The 15,923-nt window shown below is 67.1% G+C and carries 16 protein-coding genes and 2 pseudogenes; 8 read left to right on the top strand and 10 right to left on the bottom strand.

The genetic code is table 11. The annotated features are described in order from the left end of the window. Positions 1–32 precede the first annotated feature (32 nt). Positions 33–809: a 5'-3' exonuclease gene (locus C7C56_RS18770; RefSeq protein ID WP_106758888.1), complete on the bottom strand. Its 777-nt coding sequence runs from the start codon at positions 807–809 to the stop codon at positions 33–35. An 8-nt stretch (positions 810–817) separates the two neighbouring features. Continuing rightward, positions 818–1,489, bottom strand: coding sequence for a glutathione S-transferase (locus tag C7C56_RS18765; RefSeq protein WP_106758887.1), 672 nt, complete (start codon positions 1,487–1,489; stop codon positions 818–820). 214 nt (positions 1,490–1,703) lie between these two features. Here C7C56_RS18765 and C7C56_RS18760 point away from each other — a divergent pair, with 214 nt between their 5' ends. Further along, positions 1,704–2,660, top strand: a complete 957-nt coding sequence (locus C7C56_RS18760) for a DUF72 domain-containing protein (protein ID WP_106758886.1) — start codon at positions 1,704–1,706, stop codon at positions 2,658–2,660. Here the strand turns inward: C7C56_RS18760 and C7C56_RS18755 are convergent. The 3 genes from C7C56_RS18755 to C7C56_RS18745 are packed head-to-tail and all read right to left on the bottom strand — an operon-like array spanning position 2,657 to position 5,189. Beyond that, on the bottom strand, positions 2,657–2,983 hold the full coding sequence (locus C7C56_RS18755) for a DUF6587 family protein (protein WP_106758885.1): 327 nt from the start codon (positions 2,981–2,983) through the stop codon (positions 2,657–2,659). The two genes, C7C56_RS18760 and C7C56_RS18755, sit on opposite strands and share 4 nt — an antisense overlap. A 5-nt stretch (positions 2,984–2,988) precedes the next feature. Then, entirely contained in the window at positions 2,989–4,878 is a 1,890-nt protein-coding gene (gene feoB, locus C7C56_RS18750; RefSeq protein ID WP_106758884.1) for a ferrous iron transporter B, read from the bottom strand. 2 nt (positions 4,879–4,880) lie between these two features. Then, complete coding sequence (locus C7C56_RS18745; RefSeq protein ID WP_106758883.1) at positions 4,881–5,189, bottom strand: FeoA family protein; 309 nt, start codon at positions 5,187–5,189, stop codon at positions 4,881–4,883. 271 nt (positions 5,190–5,460) lie between these two features. Here C7C56_RS18745 and C7C56_RS18740 point away from each other — a divergent pair, with 271 nt between their 5' ends. The 3 genes from C7C56_RS18740 to bfr all read left to right on the top strand — a co-directional run bounded on the left by C7C56_RS18740 (position 5,461) and on the right by bfr (position 6,957). Then, complete coding sequence (locus C7C56_RS18740; protein ID WP_106758882.1) at positions 5,461–5,685, top strand: (2Fe-2S)-binding protein; 225 nt, start codon at positions 5,461–5,463, stop codon at positions 5,683–5,685. Between the two features lie 8 nt (positions 5,686–5,693). Further along, positions 5,694–6,395, top strand: coding sequence for an energy transducer TonB (locus C7C56_RS18735; protein WP_229458862.1), 702 nt, complete (start codon positions 5,694–5,696; stop codon positions 6,393–6,395). Positions 6,396–6,486: 91 nt separating this feature from the next. After that, the gene (bfr, locus tag C7C56_RS18730; RefSeq protein ID WP_106758880.1) at positions 6,487–6,957 is read left to right on the top strand and encodes a bacterioferritin; all 471 of its coding nucleotides are present in this window, start codon (positions 6,487–6,489) and stop codon (positions 6,955–6,957) included. A 135-nt stretch (positions 6,958–7,092) separates the two neighbouring features. On the opposite strand, the gene C7C56_RS18725 is transcribed toward bfr, so the two are convergent. Both C7C56_RS18725 and C7C56_RS18720 read right to left on the bottom strand, forming a co-directional pair. Further along, positions 7,093–8,013, bottom strand: a complete 921-nt coding sequence (locus C7C56_RS18725; protein WP_106758879.1) for a PfkB family carbohydrate kinase — start codon at positions 8,011–8,013, stop codon at positions 7,093–7,095. 84 nt (positions 8,014–8,097) lie between these two features. Continuing rightward, a complete protein-coding gene (locus C7C56_RS18720; protein WP_106758878.1) occupies positions 8,098–8,706 on the bottom strand; it encodes a glutathione S-transferase N-terminal domain-containing protein in 609 nt (202 codons plus the stop codon). Between the two features lie 167 nt (positions 8,707–8,873). Here C7C56_RS18720 and purB point away from each other — a divergent pair, with 167 nt between their 5' ends. Next, positions 8,874–10,253, top strand: a complete 1,380-nt coding sequence (gene purB / locus C7C56_RS18715; protein ID WP_106758877.1) for an adenylosuccinate lyase — start codon at positions 8,874–8,876, stop codon at positions 10,251–10,253. A 199-nt stretch (positions 10,254–10,452) separates the two neighbouring features. Here purB and C7C56_RS18710 read toward each other — a convergent pair whose 3' ends face one another. Both C7C56_RS18710 and C7C56_RS30025 read right to left on the bottom strand, forming a co-directional pair. Beyond that, positions 10,453–11,367, bottom strand: a complete 915-nt coding sequence (locus tag C7C56_RS18710; RefSeq protein WP_181373241.1) for a TonB-dependent receptor plug domain-containing protein — start codon at positions 11,365–11,367, stop codon at positions 10,453–10,455. A 583-nt stretch (positions 11,368–11,950) separates the two neighbouring features. After that, positions 11,951–12,160 (bottom strand): annotated as a pseudogene (locus tag C7C56_RS30025) (TonB-dependent receptor); the annotation flags it as partial. Positions 12,161–12,635: 475 nt separating this feature from the next. Here C7C56_RS30025 and C7C56_RS18700 point away from each other — a divergent pair. From C7C56_RS18700 to C7C56_RS18690, 3 genes and pseudogenes are all read left to right on the top strand, one after another. Next, a pseudogene (locus C7C56_RS18700) lies at positions 12,636–13,166 on the top strand (cytochrome b); the annotation flags it as partial. A 28-nt stretch (positions 13,167–13,194) separates the two neighbouring features. Further along, positions 13,195–13,749, top strand: a complete 555-nt coding sequence (locus C7C56_RS18695) for a YceI family protein (RefSeq protein WP_106758875.1) — start codon at positions 13,195–13,197, stop codon at positions 13,747–13,749. Between the two features lie 108 nt (positions 13,750–13,857). Beyond that, the gene (locus C7C56_RS18690) at positions 13,858–14,427 is read left to right on the top strand and encodes a YceI family protein (protein WP_106758874.1); all 570 of its coding nucleotides are present in this window, start codon (positions 13,858–13,860) and stop codon (positions 14,425–14,427) included. 150 nt (positions 14,428–14,577) lie between these two features. Here the strand turns inward: C7C56_RS18690 and C7C56_RS18685 are convergent, their stop codons facing one another. Further along, complete coding sequence (locus tag C7C56_RS18685) at positions 14,578–15,891, bottom strand: hypothetical protein (protein WP_106758873.1); 1,314 nt, start codon at positions 15,889–15,891, stop codon at positions 14,578–14,580. Between the last annotated feature and the right edge of the window lie 32 nt (positions 15,892–15,923).

Raw genomic sequence — 15,923 nt, 5'->3', positions numbered from 1 at the left:
GGGGCGGGGATGACGGCGGGGATGACGGTGGGTCAGAAGGTTTCGTAGGCGAGCGTGTTCCACGTCACGCCCAAGCGCACATCGGTCTTGAGCTGCACCAGCTGGTGCGACAAATACAGCATCTCGCGTTCTGCGCGCAGGCGCTCGCCGATCGGCGTCTTGAGGATGCCGGCGCCGGCCATCACCGCGTCCAAGCCGCCATACGCGTTGAGCAGCTTGGCCGCCGTCTTCATGCCCACCTTCGATACCCCCGGCACGCCATCGGTCGGGTCGCCCATCAGCGCCAGCAGTTCGGTGAGCCGGCTTGACGCCACGCCGAACTTGGCCAGCACCCAGGCCTCGTCGTGCCACTCCCCCTTGAAGTGGTCCCACACCAGCGCGCCGTGCGCGATCAGGCAGTGCAGGTCCTTGTCGGTGGTGGCGACGATCGCCTCGCCCCTGCCCTCGCCCAGCCAGCGCATCACGCCGGTGCCGATCACGTCGTCCGCCTCTACCTCGGGCAGCGTCACCACGTGCAGCCCCTCGCCGGCGAGCGTGTCGTAAAAGCCGGGCAGCGCCTCGCGCAGGAACGAGGGCATCGGCGCGCGGTTCTCGCGGTAGCGCGCGTACAGCGCGTGGCGCCAGGTCGGGCCGCCAAAATCGAAGGCCGGCAGCACGTGGGTCGGCTGGTGCGCCGCCAGCAGCTTGCGGAACGACGACAGCGCGTGGCGCAGCGCGATCGCCGCCTTGTCGTGCGAATCGGGTTCGGGACTGGCCTCGTAGACGCGCCGGACGATGTTGAGGCAGTCGATCGCGAGCAGCTTGGCCATGGCCCCGCTTACTTGATCAGCTCGTAGGGGCCGCCGCGCTCGAGCCCGCGGATGTACGCGGGCCGCGCGTGGATGCGCTTGAGGAAGCCCGTCAGCTTCGGATACTTCTCGTTGAGGCCGCCGCGCGCGTTGGCCGCCTCGAGCACGAAGCTGATCTGGATGTCGGCGCCCGAAAACGCGTCGCCGGCGAACCACGGCGCGTTGCCAAGGTCGGCCTCGAGGAAGCTCAGGTGCTGTTTGATCTGCGGCATGATGTAGCTGCTCTTGACCTTTTGCGCGATGCCGCGCGCGACCGGGCGCACGAAGAACGGCATCGGGCTGTTCTCGAGGCGGTCGAACACGAGCTTCATGAGCAGCGGCGTCATGGCCGAGCCTTCGGCGTAGTGCATATAGTAGGTGTAGCGCCGCTTGGCGGGGCTGCCCGGGGTCGGGATCAGCGCGCCCTTGCCGTATCGTTCGATCAGGTATTCGATGATCGCGCCCGATTCGGCCACCACGATGTTGCCGTCGCTGATCACGGGCGACTTGCCCAGCGGGTGCACCGCGCGCAACGCCGCCGGCGCCAGCATCGTCACCGGATCGCGCTTGTAACTCTTGATCTCGTACTCGAGCCCGAGCTCCTCGAGCAGCCACAAGATGCGCTGCGAGCGTGAATTGTTCAGGTGGTGGACGATGATCATGCTGGTTCTCCGAGTTGGCGTGGGCGTTAGCTTAGCATTGTTGCAGGAATCGCGGGACCGGTGGGGACCGAAAATGTGGGCATTGCCTGCTATCTGCGGCGCCCGAAGTACGCGTTTTCTCACACGTGGGCGCGTCGGAATCGCCGCCCGGCGTGGCCGCGCCAGGGTGCGCCAGCCAACGGAGCGCCGCGCGGCAAGGCCCTATGCTTGGCACGTGGACGAAATCTGCATCGGCATTTCCGGCTGGCGATACGAGCCATGGCGCGGCGTGTTCTATCCCGGGTGCCTGACCCGGGAGCGCGAGCTCGCATTCGCCTCGCGCGCGCTTTCGACCATCGAAATCAACGGCTCGTTCTATTCGCTGCAGCGCCCGGCGAGTTATGCCGCGTGGTACGAGGCGACCGCGCCGCGCTTCCGCTTCAGCGTCAAGGGCAACCGCTTCATCACCCACATCCTGCGGCTGCGCGGGATCGACGCGCCGCTGGCCAATGTGTTCGCCTCGGGCGTGCTGGCGCTGCGCGAAAAACTCGGCCCCTGCCTGTGGCAATTCCCGCCCAACTTCACGTTCGACCCGGAACGCATGGTGTACTTTTTGAGCCTGCTGCCGCACGACACCGAGCAGGCGCTGACGTTGGCGCGCAAGCACGAGCCGCGCATGGACGGGCGCAGCTTTCTGGAAATCGACAAAAAACGTCCGCTCCGGCACGCGGTCGAAATCCGCCACGAGAGCTTCAACGCCCCCGCCTTCATCGCGCTGCTGCGCAGACACCGGGTGGCGCTGGTCGTGGCCGACACGGCCGGCAAATGGCCCTGCCTCGAGGACGTCACGTCCGACTTCATGTACCTGCGCCTGCACGGCGACGCCGATCTGTACGCGAGCGGCTACACCGACGAGGCGCTCGAGCGCTGGGCCGCGCGCATCCGTACCTGGTGCGCGGGCGGGCAGCCCGATGACGCGCACCTGGCCTCGGACAAGGCGCCGCCAAAGCGGGCCAGCCGCGACCTGTTCTGCTATTTCGACAACGATGTGAAGGTCAGGGCGCCGTTCGACGCGCGCCGGCTGATGCGGCGGCTCGGGCTGGCCGACGAGCGATTCGACCTGCCGGCGCTGCTGGCGCGGGTCCAGCCCGAAAAAGCCGCGGGCCGGGCCCGGGCCGACGGCGGGCGTTAGGAGCCTGTAGGGCGAGCGTGCAAGCGGATCACAGGATGCTTGTTGCCAGCCGGTGCGCTGAGCATGGCGGAGGGCGCGCCGGGCGCGTCGCCGCCGCTTGGCGCCTGGGGATCGGCGCAGCGGTCGGCGCACGATTTGCAGCCGGCGTCGCCGGTGCCGCAGCCCGACTGCGCGCCGAACCAGCGCGAGATCCACGGCTGCGCCAACCCGGCGCGGGCCAGCGCCAGCACGATGCGGCTGCGCAAGCCCGCGGGCAGGTATTTGGCGCACGCATGCAGGGCTGCAAGCGTGACGATGAGGGCGACGACCAGGTTCTCGATCATGGCGCTCAGCCTAAAAAGTACAACGCGGTGCGGTAGGTGATGAACGAGGCCACGTACGCGAGCGCGAACATGTAGCCGGCCATGATCAGCGCGTAACGCACGCTGTTGGTCTCGCGCTTTACCACCGACAGCGTGGCCAGGCACTGCGGCGCGAACACATACCAGGCCAGCAGCGACAGCGCCGTGGCCAGGCTCCACGATTGCGCGATCACGGGCGTGAGCGAGTTGGCCAACGCGTCGCCCGTTTGCGACAGCGCGTACACGGTGCCGAGCGCGCCGACGGCCACTTCGCGCGCGGCCATGCCCGGCACCAGCGCGATGCAGATCTGCCAGCCGAAGCCGATCGGCTCGAAAATGACGGCCAGCGCGCGCCCGAGCATGCCGGCCACGCTGTAGTAGATGGGCGGCTGGGTCGCGCCCTCGGGCGCGCCCGGGAAGCTCGAAAGGAACCACAGCAGCACCATCAGCGTGAGGATGATCGTGCCCACGCGCGTCAAAAATATCTGGGCGCGCTGCCACAGGCCGAGCATCAGGTTGCGCAGGTGCGGCCAGTGGTAGCTAGGCAGCTCCATCATCAGCGGCTGCTGCGCGCTGGCGCCCAGGATGCGCTTGAACACCCAGGCCACCGCCATGGCGCTGAAGATGCCGGCGAAGTACAGGATGAACAGCACCAGCCCCTGCAGGTTGACCCAGTAGCCGAGGTCGCGGTTGGGGATGAAGGCGGCGATGATCAGCGCGTACACGGGCAGGCGCGCCGAGCAGGTCATGAGCGGCGCGATCATGATGGTCACCAACCGGTCGCGCGGATTCTGGATGGTGCGCGCGGCCATGATGCCGGGGATGGCGCAGGCGAAGCTCGACAGCAGCGGAATGAAGGCGCGCCCGGACAAGCCGACCCCGCCCATCAGGCGGTCGAGCAAAAAGGCGGCGCGCGGCAGGTAGCCGCAATCCTCGAGCACGAGTATGAAGAAGAACAGGATCAAAATCTGCGGCAGGAACACGAGCACGCTGCCGACGCCGCCCAGGATGCCGTCCACGAGCAGGCTGCGCAGCAGGCCGTCGGGCAGGAAGGCGCCCAGCCACAGGCCCACCGCCTCGACCGCGCCGCTGATCAGCTCCATCGGCGCCGCGGCCCAGCTGAACACGGCCTGGAACACCAGGAACATGAGCGCGGCGAGCAGGATGGGGCCGAGCACCGGATGGAGCACGACCTGGTCGATGCGCTCGCTCAGGTTGCCGGTGTCGTTGGCGTGGCTGGTGCAGGCGGCCAGGATGCGGCGCACCTCGCGCTGGGTGTCCTCGACCGCCACGGCGTCGATGGCCGAGAGCGCGTTGGCCCTGGCCGCGCCGGCGAAGGGCATCAGGTCGAGCGCGCGCAGGAGGGATTTTTCGCCGCCGCTTTGGACCGCGACGGTTTCGACGACGGGCATGCCCAGTTCCTGCGCGAGCTTGTCGCAATCGATCGTGATGCCGCGCTTGGCGGCGACGTCGACCATGTTGAGCGCGAGCAGCATCGGGATGCCGAGGCGCTTGACCTCGAGCACCAGGCGCAGGTTGAGGCGCAGGTTGGTGGCGTTGACCACGCAGACGATGGCGTCGGGCGCGCGTTCGCCCGCGCGCACGCCGGCGACGACGTCGCGCGTGATGGCCTCGTCGGGGGTGGTGGCCGAGAGGCTGTAGGCGCCCGGCAGGTCGAGCACGCGGAAGGCGCGCCCGGCCGGCGAGGTGAAGCCGCCCTCCTTGCGCTCGATGGTCACGCCGGCGTAGTTGGCGACCTTCTGGCGCGCGCCCGTGAGGCGGTTGAACAGGGCCGTCTTGCCGCAGTTCGGGTTGCCCAGCAGGGCGATCAGGGGTGCCAGGCCCGGGGCCTGCGCTGGTTTTTCGGTGGCGCCCATGCTCACTCCGGGTCGATGGTGATGAGCGCGGCCTCGAAGCGGCGCAGCGCGAAGGTCGACTCGCCGACCTTGACGGCGAGCGGGTCGCCGCCGGGCATGCCGCGCTTGAGCATACGGATGCGCTCGCCAGGGACGAAGCCGAGCTCCATCAGGCGGCGCGACAGGTCGACGTGGTCAACATGGGCAACATGGGCAACATGGGCGTCGGCGTCGGCGCCCGGCTCGCGCGCCGACGCCGCGAGGCGGACCACGGTCCCGCTCCCGCCGGTGGCGAGGCAGTCAAGGGTGATCGGCGTGGGGGCTTGGGTCATGGTGGCGTCTGTATAAATGGCTGTTGTCCCGCATCATAACCCAAATGCGAACAATTACCATTTAGATTCTACCACCGGCAGGCCCGCCCGGGCCCGTCTGCCACAAAATAAGGCACAAGTCTGACGAAATTCAAGCCCGGCGCGCGATTGCTCAAGAAAAGAGCTTGCATTGGCCGCCGACTTTCGGCAAAATACAAATCTTAATGATAATGATTCTCATTATAAAGAAAAGGGCAATGCTCCCTTTTCACCACTCTTTGAAGGTGCATCCATGATCGTCTGTGTCTGCAACAACATTTCCGACCGCGAGATCCGGCAAGCGGTCGATCTCGGCCTGAGCTCGATGTCCGAGCTGCACCATGAACTCGGGGTCGGCACCTGCTGCGGCAAGTGCACGAGCTGCGCGCGCGAGGTCCTGCACGCCCATCTCGAGAGCAAGACCGTGGTCACCGAAATGTCGTTCCGCGGCGCGTCGCGCACCCCACAGGCGGCCTGAGCACCACCATGTCCTCGATGACCTTCTCCCTGCAGCCCGCGCCGAGCGTCAGCCCGTTCGCGCAGCTGCGCCAGAAGCTTGTCCCGCTCACCGGCATCGTCGTGGTCCACGCGCTGATGTTTCTGCTTATCTATAGCGGCATGGCCCACCGCATCGTGCAAAAGGCCATGCCCGACACCGTCTACGTCAACTTCGTCGACCCGCCCGCGCCGAGCAAGCCGGCCGCGCCGGCGCCGGTGCCCAAAAACGTCGCGCTGGCCGAGGCGCCGCCGCCGGTCATCCCGCCGCTACCCCTGATCAATCTCGCCGCCGTCCAGAACGCCATCACCACGCCGCCGCCGGCCGCCGTCGCCGCCCCGGTCGAGCGCCAGGCCGCGCCCGCGCAGGCTGCCATCGCGCCGCCGGCGGCGCCCAAGCCGTCCGGCCCGCGCACCGTCAGTTCGGGCGTCGAGCCGATCAGCACGGCGCAACCGACCTACCCGCCGCTGTCGAAGCGCATGGGCGAGCAGGGCAAGGTCGTGCTGCGCATCCTCGTCAACGAAAAAGGCGTGCCCGACAAGGTGCTCGTCGAATCGTCGTCCGGCTTCGCCCGGCTCGACGCGGCCGGCCGCGAGGCGGCGCTGCGCTACCTGTTCAAACCGTATATCGAAGACGGCCACGCGGTCGCCGTGTTCGTCCTGCTGCCCCTGAGCTTCGAACTCAACAGCTAACCAAGGGCAAAGCCGCACCATTGAATTTCCACACGGCGCGCGCCGTCGTTTGTTATCATGGGCGCCATCCCAACACTGAAGAAAGCCTCCCATGAAAGGCGACAAGAACGTCCTGCGGCTGCTCAACGCGCAACTCACCAATGAACTGACCGCGGTCAACCAGTATTTCCTGCACGCGCGCATGTACCGCCATTGGGGCCTGGACAAGCTGGCCAAGAAGGAATACGACGAATCGATCGGCGAGATGAAGCACGCCGACAAGCTGATCGACCGCATCCTCATGCTCGACGGCCTGCCCAACCTGCAGGCGCTGCACAAGCTGCTGATCGGCGAATCGACGCAGGAAATGCTCGAATGCGACCTCAAGCTCGAGCAAGTGGCGCACCTGACGGTCAAGGAAGGCATCGCGGCCGCCGAACTGGCCACCGACTATGTCTCGCGCGACCTGCTGCTGCTGATCCTCGAAGACACCGAAGAGCATATCGACTGGCTCGAGACCCAACTCGACCTGATCGTCAAGATCGGCATCCAGAACTACCTGCAAAGCCAGATGGGCGAGTAAGCGCACGGCTGAGCAAGCACGCAGCTTTAAGAGCCTTAAAGTTAAGTAGACAAGACCCAAACCCACATCGTCCTCGCGAAGGCGGGGACGATGTGGGTTTATGCTTCCGGCACGATTACTGAAGCGTTCAGTGCCTCAGTTGCGCCAGAGCGCCGCCCACTTGTCGTAGAAATTGATGTCCTGCGGGATCGCCCCGGCGACCGTGCAGACCGCGCCCGCGAACGCGTTGGCGCGCGCCAGCGTTTGCTCGAGCGGCCAGCCGCGCGCGCTGCCGAGCAGGAACACGGCGCAGAACGCGTCGCCCGCGCCGGCCGTGTCGAGCACGAACGCGGGCGCCGGGTTGTCGCGGCTCTCGATGGTCGCGCCGTCGACGCCGAAGTACACCGCGCCGCGGTGCTCCAGCGTGACGATCAGTCCGCGCAGCGAAAACATGTCCATCAGCTTGCGGCAGGCCGCGCGCACCGTGTCCCGCCCGGGCGCGGGCGCCGTCGGCGGCATCCCGCAATACCATTCGAACAGCGTCTGGAGCTCGGCTTCGTTGACCTTGGCGATGTCGGCCGCGTGCAGCGACTCCGACACGCAGCGCTGGTCGACCTGGCCGGGGCGCAGGTTCAGGTCGAGCACGCGGGTGGCGTCGCTCGCCTCGAGCAGCGCGGCCAGCGTCGCGCGCGAAAGTTCGCCACGCTGGGCCAGGGTGCCGAAGCAGATCATTGCGGGCGCCACCGTCGCGAGCGCGGCCAGCGCATCGCCGGCGTCGATGAAGTCGTAGGCCTGGTTGGGCTCGACCGCCATGCGGTAGCCGTTGCGGAAGCGCTCGGCCACCACGCGCCCGGTGGCCTCGATCGGGTCGGTCTGGATGCCCAGTTCGGACATCGCGAAGCGCTCGCATTCGGCGCGCACCAAGGCGCCGTTGCGGTCGCTGCCGATGCGCGTGATGAGCAGTTGCGGCGCCATGAAGGCGGCCAGCGTGCGCGCCACGTTGAACGGCGCGCCCGAGGCCACCTGGCTGGTGCCGAAATCGTCGACGAGGGCTTCGCCAAACAAGACAATTGTCATGCGCTAGGTTCCCAAAAAACGCTTCACGGCGGGCCCCAAGGGGGACGATGTCGCTTGTTGTGGCTTGTTGTGGCTTGTGCCCGCCTACTGGGGGACGGTGTCTTTGAACGACTGGCGCTCCGACAGCTTGGCGTACAGGCGCGCGAGGTTCGGATAGTCCTCGGGCCAGTCGATTTCGGGGAAGCGGAACTGGATCCAGCCGAGCGCGCAGCCGACGGCGACGTCGGCCAGCGTGTATTGGTTGCCCTTGCAGAAAGGCAGCTCGCCGAGGTCGGCCGACATGGCGGCCAGGCCGGCGTGCACCTTGTTCATCTGGCGCGCGATCCAGGCCGCGCTTTGCTGTTCGGCCGGGCGCAGCGTGTGCTCGAGGCGCACCAGCACGGCGGCGTCGAGCACGCCGTCGGCGAGCGCCTCCCAGCACTTGACCGAGGCGCGGTCGCGGCTTTGCGGCGGCAGCAGTTTGCACACGGGCGTGAGGGTGTCGAGGTACTCGACGATGACGCGCGAATCGATCATTGGGGTGCCGTCGTCCATGATCAGGCACGGCACCTTGCCGAGCGGATTGGACAGGTGGATCTGCGTGCCGGCGTCCCAGACGCTCTCGAGCTCATAGTCGTAGTCGAGCTTTTTTTCGGCCAGCACAACGCGCACTTTGCGCACGAAGGGACTGGCGAGCGAACCGATGAGTTTCATAAATGCTTGAAGTAGATGACTGGCTCGCAGTATAACATCGGGTCCGCGCGCGGGGCGCGGCGACGCCGGCGGCGCGGGCCCGGGGCCGGCCCGGGGCGGGCCGGGCGGGCGCCAAAATGGTAAAATCGCCGCATCTTCCTCCACCGCCCCCTAGCAAAGCCCCCGCCATGACCACTACCGCCCCCTACTCCACGCTGTCGGCCCTGTCCCCGCTCGACGGCCGCTACGCCGCCAAGACCGACAAACTGCGCCCGATCCTGTCCGAAGCCGGTTTCATGCACCACCGCGTCAAGGTCGAAATCTCCTGGCTGCAGGCCTTGTCGCTGGCCGGCTTCGCCGAGATCAAACCGTTTTCGCAGGACGCGACGGCGCTGCTCGAGCGCATCGGCTCGCACTTCACGGACGAGGACGCGGCACGCATCAAGGCGATCGAGGCGGTCACCAACCACGACGTCAAGGCGGTCGAATACTGGCTCAAGGAGCAGGTCAAGGACGTGCCCGAGCTGCTCGCTGCGACTGAGTTCATCCACTTCGCCTGCACCTCCGAGGACATCAACAACACCTCGCACGGCATGATGCTCAAGGCCGCGCGCGACGGCGTGATGCTGCCGGCGCTGCAGGCCCTGATCGCCAAGCTGACCCAGATCGCGCACGACAACGCGGCGCAGCCGATGCTCTCGCGCACCCACGGCCAGACCGCCAGCCCGACCACGCTCGGCAAGGAGATGGCCAACGTGGTGGCGCGCCTGCAGCGCGCGGCCGCGCGCATCGGGGCCGTCGAAATCCTCGGCAAGATGAACGGCGCGGTCGGCAACTTCAACGCCCACCTGGCCGCCTACCCCGGCTTCGACTGGGCCGCGTTCTCGAAGGACGTCATCGAGCGGCGCCTCGGCCTGACCTTCAACCCGTACACGATCCAGATCGAGCCGCACGACTACATGGCCGAGTTGTTCGACGCCTTCGCGCGCGCCAACACCATCCTGCTCGACCTGAACCGCGACATCTGGGCCTACATCTCGCTCGGCTACTTCAAGCAGACGACAAAGGCCGGCGAGATCGGCTCCTCGACCATGCCGCACAAGGTCAACCCGATCGACTTCGAAAACTCCGAGGGCAACCTGGGCCTGGCCAACGCCGTGCTCAAGCACATGGCCGAGAAGCTGCCGGTGTCGCGCATGCAGCGCGACCTGACCGACTCGACCGTGCTGCGCAACATCGGCGTCGGCTTCGGCTACACCCTGCTGGCCTACGACAGCTGCCTGCGCGGCCTTAACAAGCTCGAAGTGAACGCGGCCCGCCTCGACCAGGACCTCGACGCCAACTGGGAGGTGCTGGCCGAGCCGGTGCAGACCGTGATGCGCCGCTACGGCATCGAGAACCCGTACGAGCAACTCAAGGAACTGACCCGCGGCAAGGGCATCTCGAAGGACGCGCTGCGCGAGTTCATCGTCACGCTGGCGATTCCGCTGGACGCCAAGGATCTGCTGCTGGCGATGACGCCGGCCAACTACACGGGCATCGCCGCCGCCCTGGCCAAGGCCGTTTAATCACCTCGAGAAGTCGTGTCGATGGAAAGTCAAGTGCTGTAAATCCACATCGTCCCCGCGCAGGCGGGGACCCATGGAACGTTCGCGCAAAACAAACTATGGGTCCTTGCCTGCGCGGAGGACGATGTTGGTTTGTTGCGCCATGGCTTATTGCGCCATGGCCTATCGCGACACGATTTCTTTTGCTGGCGCGAGAAGATCAGTCGCGCCACACCAGCGACAGCCCAACCGAGCGCGGCACCTCGATGCGCGTCGCCAGCGGCCCGTACTCGCCGTGCCCGCCGGTCAGATTCCTTCCGCTCAGCGCGAGCGAGAACCCGGGCCCGAGCCGCCAGCCGAAGCGCATGTCGAGCGCGGTGTAGGCCGGCACCTGCGGATTGTCGAGCTTGCCGACCCGGCGCAGCGCCATGTCAAACTCCTTGTCGTCCGACACATTGAAGCTCGCGCGCAGCTGCGCCGTGTGTGACGGGTCCTTGCGCGAAGCCTGCGGCGCGGCCGTGTCGAAGGCGCCCGGCAGCAAGGTCAGCCGCTGATGCAGGCCGAACAGCCCCGCGCTCAGCCGCCAGCGCTGCGACAGCTGCAGGTTGCCCCACATCTCGACCCCGCTCGCCCTGCCCTCCATCTGGTTGCCGAAGGTGAGGAAGGTCTTGCCGGGGTCCAGTTCGAGCGTGCGCAGGCGCTTGTAGTCGTTGTGGAACACCGTGGCCGACCACGACAGCGCCGGCGACGGCTGGCCGCGGTAGCCGAGCTCGAACACGTTCGCCAGCTCCGAGCGCACCGCCGGCCCGCCGCGCAGGAGGTGGGGCGGGCGCGCCGGAATGAAGGCGTCGGCGTCGAGCCGCGACGGCGCGCGCACGGTGCGCGAGGCCGCCGCCCACAGCGCGTGGTTGGGCGCGGCCTTCCACGCCAGCCGCAGCGTGGGCAAAAATTCGTTGCCGGTGTAGTCGTTGCGCTCGACGCGCGCCCCGAGCGTGGCGCGCACCGACTCGCCGAGCCGGATCTCGTCCTGCGCGAACAGGCTGGTCCAGTTCTGGTTCACCCTGGCCGGAAGGAAGGCGACCACGTCGCCGTTGACCACCCGGTCGCGCGCGTGACGCACATTGGCGCCCCACACCAGGTTGTGCCGTCCCAGCGCCGGCTGGCGTGTGCTGGAACTGCAGGTCGGCGATATTGAGCGACTGGGCGTAGGTCGGGTCCACGCTGCGCTTGGTGTGGTCGAGGTAGGCCTGCACGCTCAGGCCGGCGCCGTTGTCCAGCGCGCGGCGCCAGTGGGCGGTCAGGTTGGCGCCCGAGATGTTGACCATGCCCAGCTTGAGCGCGGTGCCGGTGACGGAGATCGCGCCCGGCTCGGGCTGCCCCTCGGACCCCGTGTAGGCGTCGCCATGCAGGCTGAAACGGTCGGCGCCGCGGACCCAGTCGGCGCGCATGCCGATCTGGTTCTTGTGCCACGCGTCTTTATTGTCGCGCCCGTCCGCGGCGCGGCCGTGCCGCCGGCCCAACGCCTTGCCGTACACGCGCCACGCGCCGTCGGCATTGCCCTTGCCATAGCGGAAGGCCGCCTCGCCGCCAAGGTTGCCGCCGGCCAGCGCCAGCAGCGCGCCCTCGGTTTGCCCGGCCGCGCGGGTGGTGATGTTGATCACGCCGTTGACCGCGTTGACGCCCCACAGGGTGCCACCCGGCCCGCTGACGACCTCGATCCGCTCGATGTCTTCGAGCAGCACGTCCTGCACGTCCCAGAACACGCCCGAAAACAGCGGCGAATACACGGAGCGGCCGTCGATCAGCACCAGCAGTTTGTTCGGGCTGCTGTTGTTGCTGCCGTTTAAGCCGCGCGCGGTGATCGCATACGCCGAGGCGCTCGACATGGCCAGCTGCAGGTTGGGCGCCAGGCGCAGCGCCTCGGCCACGCTGCGCGCGCCCGAGCGCCGGATGTCGTCGGCCGTGATCACGAACCCGGCGGCGGCGGCGGCGGCGAGCCGCTCGGGCTTTTTGGACACCGAGGTGATCTGGATGTTCTACAGCTCTTCGATCGACAAGTCGGCGATGTCGGTCACCGAGACGTTATCGAAGGCGCAGGCCGGCGCCGCGGGCGTCAGCGCGACCGCGGCGGCGATGCCGGCAAGCGCACATAGGCTGAAAGGGTGGCGCTGGGCCTTCGTTTGTGTGTCCATGGCGGTGGGGTCGGCGCGGTTTTCGGGTTTCGTTTAACGGTGTTTTAACAGTATTGGCCAATGATGACACAATGTCGCCAAATCGCGGGCACGTCTGTGGCGTACTTGCAATGCCCGACGTGCTAATGTTCAGCCAGCAAAGCCCGGGCACGCGCACGGCGGCACGGGTTTTTTGGTATATTGGTCCTAACGAGTACTATTTTCCTGGAGCTGGCCCATGCAACGCTATACCCTCACCGCGATCGTGCTGCACTGGCTGCTCGCCCTGCTGGTGGTGGCCGCGTTCACGCTCGGACTGGTCATGACCGACATCCCCGGTTTCACGCCGTCCAAGCTCAGGTTCTATTCCTGGCACAAGTGGCTTGGGGTGACGATCCTCGCGCTGGCCGCCGCGCGCCTGCTGTGGCGCCTCGCGCACAAGCCCCCGGCGTATCCGGCCGGCATGCCGCGATGGCAGCAAAACGCGGCCTCCGCCCTGCACGGCCTGCTCTACGCGCTGCTGTTCGCGGTGCCCGTGTCGGGTTATTTCTACACCCTGGCGGCCGGCGTGCCGGTGGTCTATCTCGGCCTGTTCGAGCTGCCGGTCCTGATCGCGCCCGATCCGGACCTCAAAGCCGTGCTCAAACAAGTGCATTACTGGCTCACCATGACGCTGGCAGCGTGCGTCGGCGCCCACCTCGCGGCCGCGCTCAAGCACCAGTTCATCGACCGCGACGGCGTGCTCAAGCGCATGCTGCCGTGACCACCACTATTTCGCAAAGGACCACCCGATGAAATTGACCCGAAGCACGGCCGTACTCACGCTGCTGGCCCTCGCCCTGGCCGCCCACGCCGCGCCGCTCAAGACCGACCCGGCCAAAAGCTCGGTCTCGGCCGTTTTCAAGCAGATGGGCGTGTCGGTCGAGTCGAAGTTCAAAAAATTCGACGCGCAGATCGACTACGACGCGGCCAGGCCGGACGCCTCGAAGGCGGTGGTCGAAATCGACACCGCCAGCCTCGACCTGGGCGACCCGGACATGAACCGCGAAGTGGCGAAAAAGGAGTGGTTCAACGCGGCCCAGTTCCCCAAGGCGCGCTTCGTGTCGAGCGCGATCAAGCCGGCCGGCGCCGGCCAACTGGCCGTCAGCGGCAAGCTCACGATCAAGGGCAGGACGATGGAGGTCGCCTTCCCCTTGACCTTGCGCAGCGAGGGCGGCAGGCAGGTGTTCGAAGGCGCATTGCCGATCAAGCGCCTTGGCTTTAATATCGGCGACGGCGAGTGGAAAGACACCAGCGTGGTCGCCGACGACGTCGTCATCAAATTCCGCGTCACCGCGGGGCAGTAGAAGCGCAACGATTTTCACCCGTTTTATTTACCCGGTTTTCACCCAATTTTCACCCGGCTTTTACCCGATTCCACCCAACAAGCACTTCAACCAACAGCAGGGACACCAATGAAACTCAAGACCATCTTCGCCGCCATCCTCGCCGCCAGCGCCACCGCCGCCTTCGCCGCGCCGGAGACCTTCAAGATCGACCCGGGCCACACCTACCCGAGCTTCGAAGCGGACCACATGGGGATCTCCATCCTGCGCGGCAAGTTCACCAAGACCGAGGGCACCGTCGTGCTCGACCGCGCGGCCAAGACCGGCTCGGTCGACATCCTGATCGACGCCGACTCGCTCGACTTCGGCCACGAAAAACTCAACAAGCACGCCAAGAACGAAGACATGTTCGACGTCGCCAAATTCCCGACGGTCACCTACAAGTCCAAATCGATCAGCTTCACCGGCGACACCCCGAGCGCGATCAACGGCGAACTGACGCTGCACGGCGTGACCAAGCCATTGACGTTGACCATCAATAAATTCAAGTGCATCGTGCACCCGATGCACAAGAAGGAAGTGTGCGGCGCCGACGCCTCGGCCACCTTCCAGCGCAGCGACTACGGCATCAGCTATGGCCAGCCGCGCTTCTCGATGGACGTCAAGCTGGCGATCTCGATCGAAGCGGTCAAGCAGTAAGCGCCGCCCGCCTTCCACAAGGCGGAAAAAACCCCGCCGGCATCGCTGCCGGCGGGGTTTTTTTGCTATCTACCCATCCCTACGGAGGCCGGCCTTGCGGGGCCGGCCCGTTCCGCGGGGGGCATGGCTACGCCATGCCAATTGCCTGCCTTACCGTCCGTCGCCGTCGAAATCGCCAGGCATGGCGCGCTCGACCTTGTCCCAGGCCGCGCGGCTGGCCGACTTGGCCTGCGCCCAGCTCAGGCGCGACTGGCCCTTGACCTGGTCCCACTCGTCGGCCAGGTCGTTTTCGACCGTGTCGAAGCGGCCGGGATAGCGCGAGCGGCCGTTGTAGCCGAGCTCGTACGCGGGAGCGTAGTCGTCGTAGGTGTAACCGGGCGTGTAGTAAGGCGCGCTCAGGTACGACTCGCGCCAGTAGGCCGACTCTTCAGCCGGATTGACCACGGCGCCAGCCGCCTTGCCGGCCATGCCGCCGGCGAGCGCGCCGATGGCGGCACCGGCCGCCATGCCGACCGGACCGCCGAAGGCGCCCGCGGCCGCACCCATGGCCGCGCCGCCGCCGGCGCCGACGCCACTGGCCAGATTATGCTCGGGCAGGTCGTCGCCATACGTGGGATTGGCGACCTCGCCCGCGCCCTTGCCGGCCAGGCCACCGGCGATGCCGCCGATCGCGGCACCGGCGGCCATGCCGATCGGGCCGCCCACGGCGCCGATCGCGGCACCCATGGCTGCCCCACCGCCGGCGCCCACGCCCTTGGACAGGTTATGGTCGTCGAGCTCGTCGCCCAGCTTTGGATTGACGACTTCAGCGGCGCCCTTGCCCGCCAGGCCGCCGGCGATGCCGCCGATGGCGGCGCCCGCGGCCATGCCGATCGGACCGGCGACGGCGCCGATGGTGCCACCGGCGATGGCGCCGGCGGTGGCGCCCATGCCGACGCCGACGACGTGCTCGCCATCGTTGTCGAGCCATGCTTTTTCGATGTGGACCGCGTCGTCATCCGAGCGTGGGATCACGCCCATCACGATGCCGCCCTCCTGGATGCCGGCCTCGTAGTGCTTGACGCGCTCTTCAGGAATGCCGGCGCCGATCAGCGCGCCGATCAGGCCGCCCGCGACGCCACCGGCGCCGGCGCCGGCGATCGCCGCCGCCAGAGGGCCGGCGATGACCAGGCCAATGCCAGGCAGCACCAGGGTGGTGCCGACCGCCGCGATACCGGCCAGCACCGCGCCGATGGTGCCGCCGATGCCGGCGCCAACGCCCGCGCCCTCGGCCGCTTTGCTGCCGAGCTCGGTGTCGGCGTCGGCGAAGTGGCGCGCGCGCGCCTCGTCGGACATGACCAGGTTGACGTCGTCGGTGGTGTAGCCGCGTGCGCTCAGCGACTGATAAGCGCGCTCGGCGCTGTCACGATCACGAAACAGGCCGGTGACCATACGGGAATTTTTTGTCGTGTCGTAGTTACTCATTTTGAATTTCCTTTTCGGTTCGTCGTGCGGAG

Source organism: Massilia glaciei (assembly GCF_003011895.2).
Classification (GTDB): Bacteria; Pseudomonadota; Gammaproteobacteria; order Burkholderiales; family Burkholderiaceae_D; genus Telluria_A; species Telluria_A glaciei.
The sequence above is the reverse complement of the archived record's forward strand: the minus strand, read 5'-3'. Positions and strand labels throughout refer to the sequence as shown.

Excerpts from the sequence above, each read along its gene's own strand:
- C7C56_RS18735 (WP_229458862.1), top strand. The coding sequence starts at position 5,694 with ATGTCCTCGATGACCTTCTCCCTGCAGCCCGCGCCGAGCGTCAGCCCG.
- feoB (WP_106758884.1), bottom strand. The coding sequence starts at position 4,878 with ATGGGCGCCACCGAAAAACCAGCGCAGGCCCCGGGCCTGGCACCCCTG.
- C7C56_RS18740 (WP_106758882.1), top strand. The coding sequence starts at position 5,461 with ATGATCGTCTGTGTCTGCAACAACATTTCCGACCGCGAGATCCGGCAA.
- C7C56_RS18685 (WP_106758873.1), bottom strand. The coding sequence starts at position 15,891 with ATGAGTAACTACGACACGACAAAAAATTCCCGTATGGTCACCGGCCTG.
- C7C56_RS18765 (WP_106758887.1), bottom strand. The coding sequence starts at position 1,489 with ATGATCATCGTCCACCACCTGAACAATTCACGCTCGCAGCGCATCTTG.
- bfr (WP_106758880.1), top strand. The coding sequence starts at position 6,487 with ATGAAAGGCGACAAGAACGTCCTGCGGCTGCTCAACGCGCAACTCACC.
- C7C56_RS18720 (WP_106758878.1), bottom strand. The coding sequence starts at position 8,706 with ATGAAACTCATCGGTTCGCTCGCCAGTCCCTTCGTGCGCAAAGTGCGC.
- C7C56_RS18770 (WP_106758888.1), bottom strand. The coding sequence starts at position 809 with ATGGCCAAGCTGCTCGCGATCGACTGCCTCAACATCGTCCGGCGCGTC.
- C7C56_RS18745 (WP_106758883.1), bottom strand. The coding sequence starts at position 5,189 with ATGACCCAAGCCCCCACGCCGATCACCCTTGACTGCCTCGCCACCGGC.
- C7C56_RS18725 (WP_106758879.1), bottom strand. The coding sequence starts at position 8,013 with ATGACAATTGTCTTGTTTGGCGAAGCCCTCGTCGACGATTTCGGCACC.
- C7C56_RS18695 (WP_106758875.1), top strand. The coding sequence starts at position 13,195 with ATGAAATTGACCCGAAGCACGGCCGTACTCACGCTGCTGGCCCTCGCC.
- purB (WP_106758877.1), top strand. The coding sequence starts at position 8,874 with ATGACCACTACCGCCCCCTACTCCACGCTGTCGGCCCTGTCCCCGCTC.
- C7C56_RS18755 (WP_106758885.1), bottom strand. The coding sequence starts at position 2,983 with ATGATCGAGAACCTGGTCGTCGCCCTCATCGTCACGCTTGCAGCCCTG.
- C7C56_RS18690 (WP_106758874.1), top strand. The coding sequence starts at position 13,858 with ATGAAACTCAAGACCATCTTCGCCGCCATCCTCGCCGCCAGCGCCACC.